The following is a 15604-nucleotide window of genomic DNA, read 5'->3' on the forward strand; positions in this document are numbered from 1 at the left end:
GGAGGAGTTGGTCCCGCATGACCGCCGCCGCACAGTCCGTGCACGAGCTGATCGAGAAGCACCGGCCCGTTCTCGACCAGGCCCTGGAAACGATCCGCAGCCGCGCCTACTGGTCCCCGTATCCGGAACACCCCAAGGCGTACGGCGAGAACGGCAGCCTCTCCCTGCCCGAGGGCAAGGCGGCCTTCGACGCGCTCCTCGGCGGCCGCGTGGAGCTCGACCAGCCCGGGACCGACGACTGGGTGGGCGGCGAGGTCTCCCCCTACGGCCCCAAGTTGAACGTCACCTACCCGCACGCCGACCCGGATGTCCTGCTGCCCGCGATGCGGGCGGGCATGGGCGCCTGGCGGGACGCGGGCGCCGAGGCCCGGGCGGCGGTCTGCCTGGAGATCCTGGCCCGTATCAACGCGCGCACGCACGAGTTCGCGCACGCCGTCATGCACACCAGCGGACAGGCCTACATGATGGCCTTCCAGGCCGGCGGCCCGCACGCCCAGGACCGCGGTCTGGAAGCGGTCGCCTACGCCTACGCCGAGCAGGTGCGCACCCCGGACGAGGCCGGCTGGTCCAAGCCGCAGGGCAAGCGCGACCCGCTGGAGCTGCACAAGGCCTTCGTCCCGGTCGGCCGCGGCGTCTCCCTGCTCATCGGCTGCAACACCTTCCCCACCTGGAACGGCTACCCGGGCCTGTTCGCCTCCCTGGCCACCGCCAACCCGGTCCTCGTCAAGCCGCACCCGCGCGCGGTGCTGCCGCTCGCGCTGACCGTGCAGATCTGCCGCGAGGTCCTCGCCGAATCCGGCTTCGACCCGAACCTGGTCGCGCTCGCCGCCGAGGGCGCCGGTGAGGGCATCGCCAAGACCCTCGCGCTGCGCCCCGAGGTCCGCCTCATCGACTACACCGGCTCCACCGAGTTCGGCGACTGGCTGGAGGCCAACGCCCGCCAGGCGCAGGTCTACACGGAGAAGGCGGGCGTCAACACCGTCGTCGTCGACTCCACCGACAACTACAAGGGCATGCTCGCCAACCTGGCCTTCTCGCTGTCCCTGTACAGCGGCCAGATGTGCACCACCCCGCAGAACCTGCTCATCCCGCGCGCGGGAATCGACACCGACGCGGGCCCCAAGTCCTACGACGAGGTCGTGACCGACCTCGCGGCGGCGGTCGACGGACTCCTCGGCGACGACGCCCGCGCCAACGCCCTGCTCGGCGCGCTGGTGAACCCGGGCGTCAAGCAGCGCCTGGACGCCGCGCCCGGTCTCGGCGAAGTCGCCCTGGCCTCACGGGAGATCAGCAACCCGGAGTTCCCCGACGCTGTCGTGCGTACGCCGGTCATGGTGAAGCTGGACGGCACCAAGCCGGACGCCGAGGCCGCCTACTTCAGCGAGTGCTTCGGCCCGGTCTCCTTCGCGGTGGCGGTCGACTCCACCGAGGCCGCCCTGGACCTGCTGCGTCGTACGGTGCGCGAGAAGGGCGCCATGACGGTCGGCGCCTACACCACCTCCGCCGAGGTCACCACCTCCGTACAGGACGTCTGCCTGGAGGAGTGCGCCCAGCTCTCGCTGAACCTGACCGGCGGGGTGTACGTCAACCAGACCGCCGCCTTCTCCGACTTCCACGGCTCCGGCGGCAACCCGGCGGCCAACGCGGCCCTGTGCGACGGCGCCTTCGTGTCGAACCGGTTCCGCGTGGTGGAGATCCGCCGGGAGGGCTGAGTTCGCAGCCGGGAGGCTGGATAACTGGATAACTGGACAAAGCGGGGAAGCGGTTGGGGATCCACAGAGAGTCCCGGCCGAGGCCCCCGTGGAGAGTTTCGCCCCAGCGCCGCCTTCCACAGTGCGTCTCCCCTGTCCTCATCCGTGTGGAGGGGGCGGGGGAGACGACTGAGGGGAGCGGCAGCCGGGTGGGCCCGGTTCGTTCATCCGGACCTGCGCACCCGGCCCTTGCTCAGCAGGGCAAGGAGAGAAGCCCCAAGTGCCGCAGCACCGCGGCGATTTCGGGGGCGCGGCCTCGTACTCGGGCCGGACCGATGCTCAGCACGAGCCCGGCTTCGGCTTCGGCTTCGGCTTCGGCTTCGGCTTCGGCAGGAGAGTCTGTGGGCTCGGTCCGCGTGGGGGGTTGGGGGGCGGGTTCCTCCGGTGCGGTGGTTCGGGTGGCGCCCGGGGTGGGGCGCGGTCGCTGGACGCCGCTTCGCGTGACATGGCGTACGACGTCGACGAACTTGACCGCGGCGCAGGTTCGCAGCACCCGGCTTCCGTTGATCCCCACGTTCTCCAGGGCGGGACAGCGGTAGTAAGGGCCGAAGGGCGGTCCGCTGTTCTCGCTTCCGTCGGGAACCCTGATCTCCATCTCGCCGTGCGGGCAGTGCACGGTGCCGTCGGACATGACCGTCAGCTCCGTGTCCAGCGTGCCGCTGATGTCGGCGACAGGGTGCAGGCCGCCGGTGCCGACCGCTTCGACGAGCGTCTCGGCCATCCGTTCCCGGTGCCATCCGAGGTCGGCGTCGCCACGGCGTACGGAGGGGAGGAGTTCGGCGGTGACCCACTCCTGGAAGGCCTTGGCGGCGGGTTTGTCGGAGCGCATGAGCAGGATGTAGAGACCGGCTTCGCTGACGAGGTTCAGGGTCCGTGGGTTCCGAACATGACTTTCCTGACCTGCGGATACGTCACCCCCCTCATTCGGAATGAGGGCCACCCTCCTCAGATCAACAGTCCTCGTGTTCACGCGACCCACTAGGCGACTCGCCATGGTGGGGTTCCCTCGGCCGAGAATCCTGCAAAGGTCCACGGTGGCGAACCAAGGCTCACCGTTGATGAGGACGAACCGGATCGGCTCACCGGTCTGCGGGAACTTCCTGTGCACGAGTACCGAACTCGCTTCCCCTGGCGGCGCCTCGGACACCGAGTCCAACAGCGCACGCCGAACCACCTCGCCGACCGGACTGTGCCGCACGATCATGGCGAGCACCAGTGCCGTACGCCGTGTGAACACCGAGATGGTGCGGGCGCCTTGACGGCGTTCGGGCATGTTCCGGGCGAGGAACTCGGCGAGTTGGCGCCCTTGGAGTTGCCGGTAGCCGTGTTTCCTCAGCTCGTCCGCGTACTTGCGGACGACCCGGCGCAGTACGACGGCGTCGATTTCGAGGTAGTCGGCGAGCGTCGCCGCCGTGAGGTGGGTGCCGTCGGCGAGCAACGGCAGGGTCTTGATGTCGTCCAGGACGTGGGTCCGGTCGGCGAGTGTGGCCCGGAGCCGGGCCGAGTCCAGCAAGGACTCCTCTGTGTACATCGCGGTGAGTCTCCTTGGAGACCGCCGCCCCCGGAAGGACGAGGGCAGGAAGGGACAACCCCCTATGGACGCCCGGGGGCAGAAAAGGCGGACCTTTTCCCGGCCCTAGGAGCGGAGATCGGCTCACCATTTCCCACGTACTGCACGACCGGCCGCGCTCACGCGTACCGGCAACCACCACTCAAACCCTCGACGCCCGTTGCTCCAGTTGTCTCCGCGCACCCGGCACAACGAGACAGACGTACGAAGGTCACACATATGGCCGTAGTTTTTTCGGCGCTCGTTCGGCGCTCGTTCGGCGCTGTGATCACCCGGTGGCGGGCGGAGCGGAGGCGGAACCGGTGGACCAGTGGAAGAGGGTCATGGCCACGCTCGTGGCGAGGTTGTAGCTGGAGACCTGGGGGCGCATCGGCAGGGAGACGAGGTGGGTGGCGCGCTCGCGCACCTCGGCGGAGAGGCCGCTGCGTTCGGAGCCGAAGGCCAGTACGGCGTCGTCCGGCAGGTGCATGCGCCGGATGTCGCGGCCCTCGGGGTCGAGGGCGAAGAGGGGACCGGGCGGCAGGGCGGCCACGTCGACGCGTTCGACGGCGGTGGCGAAGTGGAGCCCGGCACCGCCCCGTACGACCGTAGGGTGCCAGGGGTCGACGGTGCCGGTGGTGACGACCCCGGTGACGCCGAAGCCCGCCGCGAGACGGATCACGGCCCCCGCGTTGCCGAGGTTTCTCGGGTCGTCGAGCAGGACGACGGGCGCCCGGCGCGGCAGCCGCGCGAGCGCCGCGAGGTTCTCCGTACGGCGGGGCCGCACCGCGAGCGCGGCGACGGCCGTGGGATGCAGCCTCGGGACCAAGCCGCGCAGTGCGTCCTCCGGCACCTCCACGAGCAGCGCGTTGAGCGGGCCGAGGACGTCGGGCGCGAGCTCGGCCGCGAGCGCGAGCGCGGACTCCCGGTCGGCGGTGAGCGCCACCGGCACGTGCGCCCCGAACCGCACGGCGTGCTTCAGTGCGTGAAAGCCGTCCAGGAGCACGAGTTGGGCGGGCGGCGCTCCTGCCGCCGCCTCAACTTCCGCACCTTCCGCTGCTCCGGCGGCAGTCGATCGCGAGGCCGAGGCCGTCAGTTCCCGCCACGTGCCCAGGGCGTCTTCCGGGCCGGTGGACCGTCGTGGCCCGGCCATCGGTGCGGGCCGGGGCTCCCGCGGGTCCGGGGCGGCGGGGCCGGATCCGCTCCCGCTCGTGGTGTCGGCGGCCGAGTCGTTCATGGTCCGAAGCCTACGAGGGGGTGTTCGCCGGGGAGGGCGTGTGCGGGACGCCGTCGAGGACGGCCCGGTAGGGCGCACCGGCGACGGACCGGCCGGGCAGGAGCCGGTCGCGGACCCGTCCGGCCGCACGGCCGAGGCGGCGCAGGAAGGAGGTCGGCAGGAAGACCGCGTCGGCCGCGATCATCGCGAGGGAGAAGAACGGCAGTCCGAGCACGACGGCGATCACGGCGTGCTCGACGATCATCACGCCGAGCAGGACGTTCTTGACCCGCCGGTTGATCAGGGTGAACGGGAACGCCACCTGCACCATGACCGTGCCGTACGTCATCAGCATGACCGGCAGGCCGTAGGAAGTCATCAGGTCGGAGAGGGCGGGCCAGGGCGAGAAGTAGTCGAGGTGCAGCGGGTAGTAGACGGCGGTGCCGTCCTGCCAGCGGCTGCCCTGGACCTTGTACCAGCCCGCGGTCGCGTAGATGAGGCAGGCCTCGGCCATGATCACGAACAGGGCCGCGTTGTGGACGAGGTTCGCCACCACGTCGCACAGCGCGCGCGGCTCGCCGTGGGGCGCGCGGCGACCGAGAACCCACCAGATGCCCTGGACCAGCCAGAGCCCGTAGAAGAGCAGCAGCCAGCCCGTACTGAGCTTGCCGAGCAGCGAGAGCGTGAGCAGGGCCGCCCCCAGCAGCCACCACAGGACGATCCCGGACCGGTCCCCCGCGACGCCACGTTCCCGGGCCCTGCGTGCGCGCCGCTCGTCCAGGGACCAGACCTGGCCGCAGCGGGTGAAGACGAGGTAGATCGCCATCAGGTGCAGGACGTTGTCCCCGCCGTCGCCGATGAACACGCTGCGGTTCTGCAGGGACAGCACACCGATCATGAACAGCACGGACATCGTCCGCGTGCGCCAGCCGAGCAGCAGCAGCACGCTCGACAGCATGCCGAGCCCGTAGACGCTCTCGAACCACAGTCCGCTGTCGGACCACATCAGCGCCGTGAATGCGTCATTGCGCTCGATGAGCCGCTGTGCGAGGTCCCAGCTCCACGGCCCGTCCGGCCCGTACAGCTCGTGGCGGTGCGGGAATTCGCGCAGCAGGTACAGCAGCCAGGTGAGCGCGAAGCCGATCCGGATGATCGCGGTCTGGTACGGGCCGAGCGCGAAGCCGGTGATCCGGGTGACGCCTCGGGAAAGGGCGTGCAGAACGCCTGCGGGGGCTTTGGGCGGTGCGGGAGATACGGGAGGTACGTGGGATCGGGGCGGGGGCGGGGGTGTCGGCGGGAGTGCCAGTGTGGGAGGGAGTGCCGGTCCCTGGATCGGGGATCCTTGGACCGGCTGGCCAGGGAACGGGACCGTTGGTCCGGGGATCAGGGATCGGCGGATCGAGGATCCTTCGACCGCCGATCCTTCGACCGGCAGTTCGTCGGTGGGCGATCCGTCGGTGGACACCTCGCCGGTGTGCAGTTCATCGGTGGGCAGTTCGTCGATGGGCGATCCGTCCACCGACGGTCCCTGTATCTCCGCCGCGCCGCCGTCCACGGCACGCTCGTCGGGGTTCTCGGCAGGTACCTGGCTCACCGTTGCTCCGCCTCCAGGGCCGGGGCGGGGTCGCAGCGGCCCGGCTTCGCGTCGTCGGCGCCGCCGAGCGGCACGTCCTGCGGGCTCACCGACCACCAGGGCAGTTCTCGTACGAGCGGCTTGGCGACCGCCTTCTCGTCGCTCCAGTCCGGCGGGCGGACCTGCGTGGTACGCGAGCGCAGCTGCAGCCGATGCACCGCGCAGCCGGGGCCGCCCGCCTGCTCACGGTCCAGGCGCAGCAGCGCGATACGGCGGATGTACTGCTCGGAGAGTTCGCCCCGGGTTCCCGTGGGCTGGTTCCGGTTGTCGTGCGAGGCGACGTAGAAGTCCCAGGCGCGACGCAGTTCGTTCTGCTCGGTATGGCTCGGCAGAAGGTTGCCGTCGATCGCGGCGCCGTCCATGGCGGACAGGTCGTACCAGCGTGTGGTGGCGATTCCGCCGTCGTCCCGGCGGACCTGGGCGCGGGCCTGCACCGAGATGTTCTGCTGCAGCGGGTTGGGCGCGAAGAGCTTCCAGTTCTGTTCGAACTCCGGGTACACCCACTCGTCCACCGCCTGACCGTGTTCCTTGGTCATGGTGTTCGGAGGGGACACGTGCAGGAACACCATCAGGACGTGCACGCCTGCGACGACCACCACGGCGGCCAGGGCCAGTGCGGCCACGATCTGGTAGCGCATCGAGAGGCCCGCGATGCCCGGCGGACGGGGCGGGGACATGGCCGAGGAGGGCGCATCGGCGTACGCGCTGTCGTGCGCCCCGCGCACGCGCCATTCGTCCGGGCCCGGGCGCCCTGGGGCGGGGCCGCCGATGTTCCGGTCGTCCGCGTCCATCGTTCCCCCGATCTCCCACTCGTGTCCCGCGCCGCACTCTCTGCGGCGTTCAACTGCGCCCTGCCGCGAGACCTCCGCAGCGGACCTGTTCTGCTCGCCCGAAGCATGGACACCGCTCGGCCCGATCGGGTTCCCTCACCCCACCGCGCCGGACCGTCCCCGGCCGGGTTTCCCCGGTTCCTGCGGGCCGGCCGCGTCGTTCCGCGTGCTCGCGGCCCCGCGAACATCCGGGGCTGAAGCAGCGGCCGAGCCGCTCTCTCACCGCCGCGTCCCTGCCGATCCACCCGCAGGCGAACCGTAAACAGTGGACACCCACCCGGACCAATCCGCCCGAGGTTATCCACAGGGTTGACACCTTACGCAGCCGGTCCCACCATGGAGATCGACACAACCGAACGATCGGTCGGCTGTGTACGGAGTCGAAGGGGACCGGCATGGCGACAGCAGCGGCGCATCCTGCGCCCGGCAGCGCGGACGGGGGCATGTCCGCAGAGGCATACGAGGCGGCGTTCGAGGCCGCGGTGGCAGCGGACGAGCGCATCGAGCCACGCGACTGGATGCCCGACGCCTACCGCGCGTCACTCGTGCGCCAGATCGCGCAGCACGCGCACTCCGAGATCATCGGCATGCAGCCGGAAGCCAACTGGATCACGCGCGCGCCCTCGCTCCGGCGCAAGGCCATCCTGATGGCCAAGGTCCAGGACGAGGCGGGACACGGCCTCTACCTCTACGGCGCCGCCGAAACCCTCGGCACCAGCCGTGACGAGCTGCTCGACAAGCTCCACTCCGGCCGCCAGAAGTACTCGTCGATCTTCAACTACCCCACGCTCACCTGGGCCGACGTCGGCGCCATCGGCTGGCTCGTGGACGGCGCCGCCATCACCAACCAGGTCCCCCTGTGCCGGTGCTCCTACGGCCCCTATGCACGCGCCATGGTCCGCGTCTGCAAGGAGGAGTCCTTCCACCAGCGCCAGGGCTACGAGCTGCTGCTGGCCCTCAGCCGCGGCACCGCGGCCCAGCACGAGATGGCGCAGGACGCCGTCAACCGCTGGTGGTGGCCCTCGCTGATGATGTTCGGCCCGCCGGACAACGAGTCCGCGCACTCCGCCCAGTCCATGGCATGGAAGATCAAGCGGTTCTCCAACGACGAACTGCGCCAGCGCTTCGTGGACATCTGTGTGCCCCAGGCCGAATCCCTCGGCCTCACCCTGCCGGACCCCGACCTGCGCTGGAACGAGGAGAGCGGGCACTGGGACTTCGGGGTCATCGACTGGACCGAGTTCCAGGAAGTCCTCAAGGGCAACGGCCCGTGCAACGCACAGCGCATCACCCAGCGACGCACCGCCCACGAGAACGGCAGCTGGGTACGCGAGGCCGCCGAGGCCTACGCCCGCAAGCACCACAGCACGCCCACCGCAGCGGGCGCCGAAACACGAAAGGCAACGGTATGAGCACCCCTGCCAGCTGGCCCCTGTGGGAGGTCTTCGTCCGCTCACGCCGCGGCCTCTCCCACACCCACGCCGGGAGCGTGCACGCACCCGACGCCGAACTCGCCCTGCGCAACGCCCGTGACCTGTACACCCGTCGTGGCGAAGGCGTGTCGATCTGGGTCGTCCCCTCCGGCGAGATCACCGCCTCCTCCCCCGACGAACGCGACCCCTTCTTCGAACCCACCGCCGACAAGCCCTACCGGCACCCGACGTTCTACGAAATCCCGGACGGAGTGAAGCACCTGTGACCACGCCCAACCGCACCGCGGCCCTCGCCCTCGGCGACGACGCCCTGGTGCTCTCGCACCGACTGGGGGAGTGGGCCGGTCACGCCCCGGTGCTCGAAGAAGAAGTCGCCCTCGCCAACATCGCCCTGGACCTGCTGGGCCAGGCCCGGGTCCTGCTCTCCCTGGCCGGGGACGAGGACGAACTCGCCTACCTCCGCGAGGAACGCGACTTCCGCAACCTCCAGCTCGTCGAACAGCCCAACGGCGACTTCGCCCACACCCTCGCCCGCCAGCTCTACTTCTCGACGTACCAGAAACTCCTCTACGGCCAACTCGCCTCCACGGACAACGAGTTCGCGCCGCTCGCCGCCAAGGCCGTACACGAGGTCACGTACCACCAGGACCACGCCGAGCAGTGGACCCGGCGCCTGGGCGACGGCACCGAGGAGAGCCACCGGCGGATGCAGGCCGCGGCCGACGAACTGTGGCAGTACACCGGCGAGATGTTCCAGCCCGTGGACGGCGTACCCGTCGACTGGCAGCAGATGGAACGCGACTGGCTGGAGTCCGTCACCACCGTGCTCACCACCGCCACCCTGACGCCGCCCGAAGGCACCCGCTCCCGCGCCTTGGCCGCCGGGGCCGGACGTCAGGGCCTGCACACCGAGCCCTTCGGCCGGATGATCGCCGAGATGCAGCACCTGCATCGCAGCCACCCGGGGGCAACATGGTGACCGACACCCGTCTCGAAGCCGAACTGCGCCAACTCGCGGGCGCCGTACCCGACCCCGAGCTGCCCGCACTGACCCTGGCCGAACTCGGCGTCCTGCGCGAAGTGCACCTCACCGGCCCCGGCAGCGTGGAAGTGGAACTCACCCCCACCTACACCGGCTGCCCCGCCATCGACACCATGTCGGCCGACATCGAACGGGTCCTGCACGCACACGGCATACCGGACGTCACCGTGCGATCCGTCCTCGCGCCGCCATGGAGCACGGACGACATCTCCGAAGAGGGCCGGCGCAAACTCCGGGAATACGGCATCGCCCCGCCGCGCACGACACGGAACGCGGGCCCGGTCAGCGTCGCCCTCGGCCCCACCCGCGGTACGGCACCGCAAGCGGTCACCGAAGAGGAACCCGTGCGCTGCCCGCACTGCGACTCGTCGCGCACCGAACTGCTCAGCCGGTTCTCCTCCACCGCGTGCAAGGCACTGCGCCGCTGCCTGGACTGCCGCGAACCCTTCGACCACTTCAAGGAGTTGTGATGGCCCGCTTCCACCCCCTCAGGGTTGCGGCGGTCGACCGTCTCACCGACGACTCCGTGGCGATCACCTTCGACGTACCGCCCCAGCTGCGCGAGGAGTACCGGCACGCGCCCGGACAGCACCTCGCACTGCGGCGCATCGTCGACGGCGAGGAGATCCGCCGCACCTACTCGATCTGCTCCCCCGCACCCCACTCCGCCGGACCGGACCGGCTGCGCGTCGGTGTGCGGTTCATCGAGGGCGGCAACTTCTCCACGTACGCACTCAAAGAGCTCGCCCCCGGCGACGACGTCGAGGTCATGACACCTGCCGGACGCTTCATCCTGGAACCGGCCCCGGGACTGTACGCGGCGGTCGTCGGCGGCAGCGGAATCACCCCCGTGCTCTCCATCGCCGCGACGCTCCTGGCGCAGGAACCCACCGCGCGGTTCTGCCTGCTGCGCACCGACCGGACAGCGGCGTCCACGATGTTCCTCGACGAAGTGGCCGATCTGAAGGACCGCTACCCCGACCGGTTCCAGCTGGCCACCGCCCTCTCCCGGGAGGAGCAGCAGGCCGGACTCCCCTCCGGACGGCTGGACCAGGAACGCCTCGGCACCCTCCTGCCCGCACTGCTCCCGGTGCAGGAGGTCGAGGGCTGGTTCCTGTGCGGCCCGTACGGACTCGTGCAGTCCGCGGAGAACGCGCTGCGGGAGCTCGGTGTGGAACGCACCCGTGTCCACCAGGAGATCTTCCACGTCGACCCGGCGCCCCCGCGCCCGGCGGACACCGTGGGCCCGGAGCACAGCACTGTCACAGCCCAGCTCGACGGCCGTTCCGGCAGCTGGTCCGTGCAGGACGGCGAAACAGTCCTGGAGACGGTGCTGCGCAACCGCTCCGACGCGCCCTACGCGTGCAAGGGCGGCGTCTGCGGAACCTGCCGCGCCTTCCTCGTCTCCGGCGACGTACGGATGGACCGCAACTTCGCCCTGGAACCGGAGGAGACGGAGGCCGGATACATCCTCGCCTGCCAGTCCCACCCGGCCACGGAGAAGGTGGAGGTGGACTTCGACAGGTGAGGACAGAGTCCCGGAGCCCCAGGGGCCTGGGGCTCCGGCGGTCCGGGGCTGCTCCGAGCTTGGGCACGCGGCCGACGTCAGTGAGGTTGGGCCGTCACTGCGGGGTCTCTCTCACCGCGAGGCCCCTGCCGCTGCGGGCCGTCGTCAGACGACGGCGCCCGGCTGGCCCTGGTTGTCGACGACCGGGCGGCCGAGGGCCTCCCAGGCCTGCATGCCGCCGTCGACGTTCACCGCGTCGATGCCCTGCTGGACCAGGTACATCGTCACCTGGGCCGAACGTCCGCCGGAGCGGCAGATCACCTTGACGCGGCCGTCCTCGGGGGCGGCCTCGGTCAGCTCGCCGAAGCGTGCGACGAACTCGCTCATCGGGATGTGCAGGGCGCCGTGGGCATGCCCTGCCTCCCATTCATTGTGCTCCCGGACGTCCAGCAGGAAGTCGCTGTCGGTCACGTCGTCGACCAGGACCGTGGGCACACCAGTTCCGAACTGCATACCCGCGACGCTACCGGACAGCCGAGGCTTTCCGGGCAGCACCTCCTGAGTGGAGGGGCGGGGCCGGGGGCACAGCGCAAGGTGCGTGCGGTAGCGGCCTCCTCCGGGGTCAGGCCGGGCCCGCCGGGGTCAGGCCGGGCGACCGCTCATCTGCCGCAGCGGGGTTCGCGCGTCAGGCGAGGAGCAGCGCCAACTCTTCCTCGCGCTCGGCCACTTGGGCCAAGAGCTGCTCGGCCACCTCTTCGAGGAGACGGTCGGGGTCGTCGGGTGCCATACGCAGCATGGATCCGATCGCCCCCTCCTCCAGGTCCTTGGCGACGACGGAGAGGAGTTCCTTGCGCTGCGCCAGCCACTCCAGACGCGCGTACAGCTCCTCGCTCTCGCTCAGACGCTGTTCTTTCGGCGCCGGGCCCGCGTCCCACTCGTCGGACAGTTCACGCAGCATGGGCTCGTCGCCGCGTGCGTAGGCGGCGTTGACGCGGGTGATGAATTCGTCACGACGGCGCCGTTCCGGCTCGTCCTGGGCGAGATCCGGGTGGGACTTGCGCGCCAGTTCCCGGTACAGGCGCCGGGCCTCGTCACTGGGGCGTACCCGCTGCGGGGGACGCACCGGCTGTTCGGTCAGCATCGCGCTGGCCTCGGGGTACAGCCCGTCGCTGTCCATCCAGCCGTGGAAGAGCTCCTCGACGGAGGGCATCGGCAGTACGCGCGCCCGGGCCTCCTGCGCCTTGCGCAGGTCCTCCGGGTCACCGGTCCTGGCGGCCTTGGCCTCGGCGATCTGGGCGTCGAGCTCGTCGAGACGGGTGTACATCGGGCCGAGGCGCTGGTGGTGCAGGCGCGAGAAGTTCTCGACCTCGATCCGGAAGCTCTCGACGGCGATCTCGTACTCGATGAGCGCCTGCTCGGCAGCCCGGACCGCACGCTCGAGCCGCTCCTCCGGCCGTTCCTCCGGCCGTTCCTCTGGCCGTTCCTCGGGCGATACCTCTCCGATGGCCGGTGCCTCTCCGGTGGCCGACGTGTCTCCCGCGGTGGGCCCTGGCTCGGCCGAGGCGGCCGTCCGGGGAGCAGCCTCGTCAGGGCGTTTGGACTGGGGGCGCTCGGCTTCCGGGGTGGTCACCCGACCAGCCTAGGGCACGGGGTGGGGGGTGGGGGTGGCTCGGGATCGTGGGTTCGGTGTGCCTCTGGGGCCCCCTCCCTCCCCCCTCCCCCTCCCGCCCCACCCCGCCCTCTGCCCCGCCCCCACTCCTCTCCGCCTCGCCCGTGTCTCGCCCGGACCGAGTCTTGGTCGGCCGCCGACCACCTTCGGGTCGGTCCTCGGACCACTCACCGCAGCCCCTGGCCGAGAGCAACTCAGCGCCAGGCCGGACGCCCGCCCACCCCCACCCGCCCTACGGCAGTTCACGCCAGGACCAGAAGTCCCTCGGGGATCCCCTCCCGAACCTCAGTCCCGCTCGCCACGTCGAACTCTCAGCGCGGCCCCAATGGCTTCGACAACTCGGACGACTCCCGCACCTCCGACAACGCTGACGGCTCCGACGGCCCCGCCAAGCTCACGACATCTCGTCTCCACGCGTCGGGCGCCCTCTGTCCGCTCTCACACCCCCATCTCCGCCGCCACCTTGCCCGTGCGTACGGCGGTGAGGAGGGCGGTGTGGTCTGCCTCGGTTTGGTCGGCGTAGGTGACGGCGAAGGTGGCCATCGCTTCGTCGAGTTCTTCGTTCTTGCCGCAGTAGCCCGCGATCAGGCGGGGGTCGGCGCTGTGGGCGTGGGCTCGGGCGAGGAGGGCGCCGGTCATGCGGCCGTAGTCGTCGAGCTGGTCGGTGGCCAGGGCTGCCGGGTCCACGCTGCCCTTGCGGTTGCGGAACTGCCTTACCTGGTAAGGGAGTCCGCCCACCGTCGTCCAGCCGAGCAGGATGTCGCTGACGACCTGCATCCGCTTCTGGCCGAGGACCACGCGCCGTCCCTCGTGTGCGACGGGCTCGGGAGTGAAACCGGCCGTACGCAGATGGGGGACCAGCGCGGAGGGTCTTGCCTCCTTGACCTGGAGGACGAGGGGCTCGCCCCGGTGGTCCAGGAGCAGGACCACGTAGGAGCGGGTGCCCACGCTGCCGGTGCCGACGACGCGGAAGGCGACGTCGTGGAGGGCGTAGCGGGCCAGCAGCGGGAGTCTGTCCTCCGAGACCGTGTCCAGGTAGGCGCCGAGCGATGTGGCCACGGCCGCGGCCTCGACGTCGGGAACGCGGCGCAGCACGGGCGGCGCGTCCACGAAGCGGCGGCCGCCGTCCTCGGTGTGCTCGGTCGACCTGGCCGCGAATCTGCCGCTGGTGTTGTTGCGCGCCTTCTCCGAGACGCGTTCCAGGGTGCCGAGGAGGTCGTGGGCGTCGGTGTGGGAGACGAGCTCCTCGTCCGCGATCGCGTTCCAGGCTTCCAGGGCCGGCATGCGTGCCAGCAGACGCATCGTGCGGCGGTACGCGCCGACGGCGTCGTGGGCGGCCCGGCGGCATGTGTCCTCCGTGGCCCCGCACTCGCGGCCTGCCAGGACCAGGGAGGTGGCGAGGCGTTTGACGTCCCACTCCCACGGGCCGTGCGCCGTCTCGTCGAAGTCGTTGAGATCGATGACGAGGCCGCCGCGCGCGTCTCCGTAGAGGCCGAAGTTGGCCGCGTGGGCGTCGCCGCAGATCTGTGTGCCGATGCCGCTGTGGGGTGTGCGGGCCAGGTCGTGGGCCATCAGTCCGGCCGAGCCCCGGAGGAAGGCGAACGGGGTGGCCGCCATCCTGCCCACCCGTATCGGTGTGAGCTCGGGCAGGCGGCCCGCGTTGGATTCCTCCACCGCGCGCACCGCGTCCGGCCGTGACGGGTCCACGGTGAAGTCCGCGTGGGCGGATCGCGGGACACGTTCCCGTAGTGTCTTGCCCTCGGCCTTCGGGGACGAGTCCGTGGGCCACTTGGCGAAGCCGGGCACCACCGGCCGACGCGGCGACGCGCTCCCGGACGTTCCGGACGACGCGGATGACGGCTCGGATGCCGCTCTCGCCGATGCAGCTTCTTCTGGCTGTGCCGCTTCTGCCTGTGTCGCGTGTGCTTCCGGCGACACTGCGCCCTCTGCCGGTGCAGGGTTTTCTGCCATGCCGGACTCCTCCCCCGTCTTCGTACAGGGCTGCCCTGAAGGGTGGTCGCCGGTGGACCGGGCAGCGAAGTTCTGGTGAATCGGGCATGACGCTACCCGGGGTTCGGGGAAGTCGTTCGGGCCTGTGGACAACTCCATAGCTGTGGACAACTGCATGGCTGTGGATAACCGCCACACACAGAGAAGTCGGCAGGGAACCGCCTCGCCTCCGTCACCGCCGTAACCGCATCGGGTTGTTCGGTCCCCGGAACGGGTCGCTGAACAACCCCGTACGGGATGGACTGACTTCAGCACGGTGAGAGACCGCAGCACACCAACACCACACCCGCGCCACCACACCCGCACGCCCCACAGCGCACGCCGCACACCGCATGCCACACATCAGCCCCACCCCGAAAGTGAAGGGACCGCCGGATGCCCACAAGGGAGACGGAGAGCCTCGGTGCCCGAGCACCTCGTACTGCCACCGGGAACGTACGTACCGCCAAGTCCGCGCTACGTGCCGGGATCGTGGCCGCCGCCCTGCTGCTGACCGTCGGCGCCTGCGGATCCGGGGGCTCGGAGGACGACAACTCCGCCGCAGCGGACAAGACGAACGGCGCGGCGGCAAGCAAGGCACCCTCGTCCGGCGACCACGCACCGGGCGGGGAACCGACAGGCCCGGCCTCGGACTCGGACTCGCCCTCGGCCGCCGCCTCGCCCACTCCGTCCCGTACCGAGTCGGCCCCGCCCAAAGCCGCCGACGGGACGAACAAGAGCGCCTGTGCGGACGGGAGTTGTGAGCTTCTGATCGCTGCGCCCACCGATGTGACGATCGACGGGATCGACATTCACGTGACCGTGCACAAGGGCGGGGTCACCATGCTGTGGTCGGGCGGTCAGGCCAGCCTCGGTGGCGGGGGTGGGCAGGCCACCTTCGGGCTCGCCGACGGCCGAGGCGCCCAGGTCACGATGGTCGGCCGGAGCGGTGACGGCGCCGTACTGAACTTCAAAGCGGTGTGAG

General features: G+C 70.5%; 14 protein-coding genes. 7 read left to right on the forward strand and 7 right to left on the reverse strand.

What is annotated here, in order from left to right; all coding sequences use genetic code 11:
* Nucleotides 1–17: 17 nt before the first annotated feature.
* Entirely contained in the window at nt 18–1712 is a 1695-nt protein-coding gene (gene paaN, locus HUT18_RS16350; RefSeq protein WP_176101385.1) for a phenylacetic acid degradation protein PaaN, read from the forward strand.
* Nucleotides 1713–1944: 232 nt separating this feature from the next.
* Here paaN and HUT18_RS16355 read toward each other — a convergent pair whose 3' ends face one another.
* The 4 genes from HUT18_RS16355 to HUT18_RS16370 all read right to left on the reverse strand — a co-directional run bounded on the left by HUT18_RS16355 (nt 1945) and on the right by HUT18_RS16370 (nt 6940).
* Nucleotides 1945–3282 carry a Bro-N domain-containing protein gene (locus HUT18_RS16355; RefSeq protein WP_176101386.1) on the reverse strand — a complete coding sequence of 446 codons (1338 nt, stop codon included), beginning with the start codon at nt 3280–3282 and terminating at the stop codon, nt 1945–1947.
* A 307-nt stretch (nt 3283–3589) separates the two neighbouring features.
* A complete protein-coding gene (locus HUT18_RS16360) occupies nt 3590–4537 on the reverse strand; it encodes a TrmH family RNA methyltransferase (protein ID WP_368661530.1) in 948 nt (315 codons plus the stop codon).
* Nucleotides 4538–4547: 10 nt separating this feature from the next.
* Complete coding sequence (locus HUT18_RS16365) at nt 4548–5735, reverse strand: HTTM domain-containing protein (protein WP_254879026.1); 1188 nt, start codon at nt 5733–5735, stop codon at nt 4548–4550.
* Nucleotides 5736–6106: 371 nt separating this feature from the next.
* A complete protein-coding gene (locus tag HUT18_RS16370) occupies nt 6107–6940 on the reverse strand; it encodes a DUF5819 family protein (protein WP_176101387.1) in 834 nt (277 codons plus the stop codon).
* Between the two features lie 434 nt (nt 6941–7374).
* On the opposite strand from HUT18_RS16370, the gene paaA reads away from it, so the two are divergent.
* The 5 genes from paaA to HUT18_RS16395 are packed head-to-tail and all read left to right on the forward strand — an operon-like array spanning nt 7375 to nt 10982.
* Nucleotides 7375–8391, forward strand: coding sequence for a 1,2-phenylacetyl-CoA epoxidase subunit PaaA (paaA, locus tag HUT18_RS16375; RefSeq protein WP_176101388.1), 1017 nt, complete (start codon nt 7375–7377; stop codon nt 8389–8391).
* A complete protein-coding gene (gene paaB, locus HUT18_RS16380) occupies nt 8388–8678 on the forward strand; it encodes a 1,2-phenylacetyl-CoA epoxidase subunit PaaB (RefSeq protein ID WP_176101389.1) in 291 nt (96 codons plus the stop codon). Before paaA ends, paaB begins: the two co-directional genes overlap by 4 nt.
* On the forward strand, nt 8675–9391 hold the full coding sequence (gene paaC, locus HUT18_RS16385) for a 1,2-phenylacetyl-CoA epoxidase subunit PaaC (RefSeq protein ID WP_176101390.1): 717 nt from the start codon (nt 8675–8677) through the stop codon (nt 9389–9391). Before paaB ends, paaC begins: the two co-directional genes overlap by 4 nt.
* Nucleotides 9385–9924 (forward strand): 1,2-phenylacetyl-CoA epoxidase subunit PaaD, encoded by a 540-nt coding sequence (gene paaD, locus HUT18_RS16390; protein WP_176101391.1) that lies wholly within the window; start codon nt 9385–9387, stop codon nt 9922–9924. The genes paaC and paaD overlap by 7 nt, the downstream gene beginning before the upstream one ends.
* Nucleotides 9924–10982: a 2Fe-2S iron-sulfur cluster-binding protein gene (locus HUT18_RS16395; protein ID WP_176101392.1), complete on the forward strand. Its 1059-nt coding sequence runs from the start codon at nt 9924–9926 to the stop codon at nt 10980–10982. The genes paaD and HUT18_RS16395 overlap by 1 nt, the downstream gene beginning before the upstream one ends.
* 144 nt (nt 10983–11126) lie before the next feature.
* Here HUT18_RS16395 and HUT18_RS16400 read toward each other — a convergent pair whose 3' ends face one another.
* The 3 genes from HUT18_RS16400 to HUT18_RS16410 all read right to left on the reverse strand — a co-directional run bounded on the left by HUT18_RS16400 (nt 11127) and on the right by HUT18_RS16410 (nt 14439).
* Nucleotides 11127–11456 carry a rhodanese-like domain-containing protein gene (locus tag HUT18_RS16400; RefSeq protein ID WP_176104581.1) on the reverse strand — a complete coding sequence of 110 codons (330 nt, stop codon included), beginning with the start codon at nt 11454–11456 and terminating at the stop codon, nt 11127–11129.
* Nucleotides 11457–11646: 190 nt separating this feature from the next.
* Nucleotides 11647–12591, reverse strand: a complete 945-nt coding sequence (locus tag HUT18_RS16405; RefSeq protein WP_176101393.1) for a J domain-containing protein — start codon at nt 12589–12591, stop codon at nt 11647–11649.
* 477 nt (nt 12592–13068) lie between these two features.
* Nucleotides 13069–14439, reverse strand: a complete 1371-nt coding sequence (locus HUT18_RS16410; protein ID WP_254878639.1) for a DUF2252 domain-containing protein — start codon at nt 14437–14439, stop codon at nt 13069–13071.
* A 576-nt stretch (nt 14440–15015) separates the two neighbouring features.
* Between HUT18_RS16410 and HUT18_RS16415 the strand changes: the two genes are divergently transcribed.
* Nucleotides 15016–15603: a hypothetical protein gene (locus HUT18_RS16415; RefSeq protein WP_176101395.1), complete on the forward strand. Its 588-nt coding sequence runs from the start codon at nt 15016–15018 to the stop codon at nt 15601–15603.
* Nucleotide 15604 lies beyond the last annotated feature (1 nt).

It is taken from the genome of Streptomyces sp. NA04227, from assembly GCF_013364195.1.
In the GTDB taxonomy this organism is placed as follows: Bacteria; Actinomycetota; Actinomycetes; order Streptomycetales; family Streptomycetaceae; genus Streptomyces.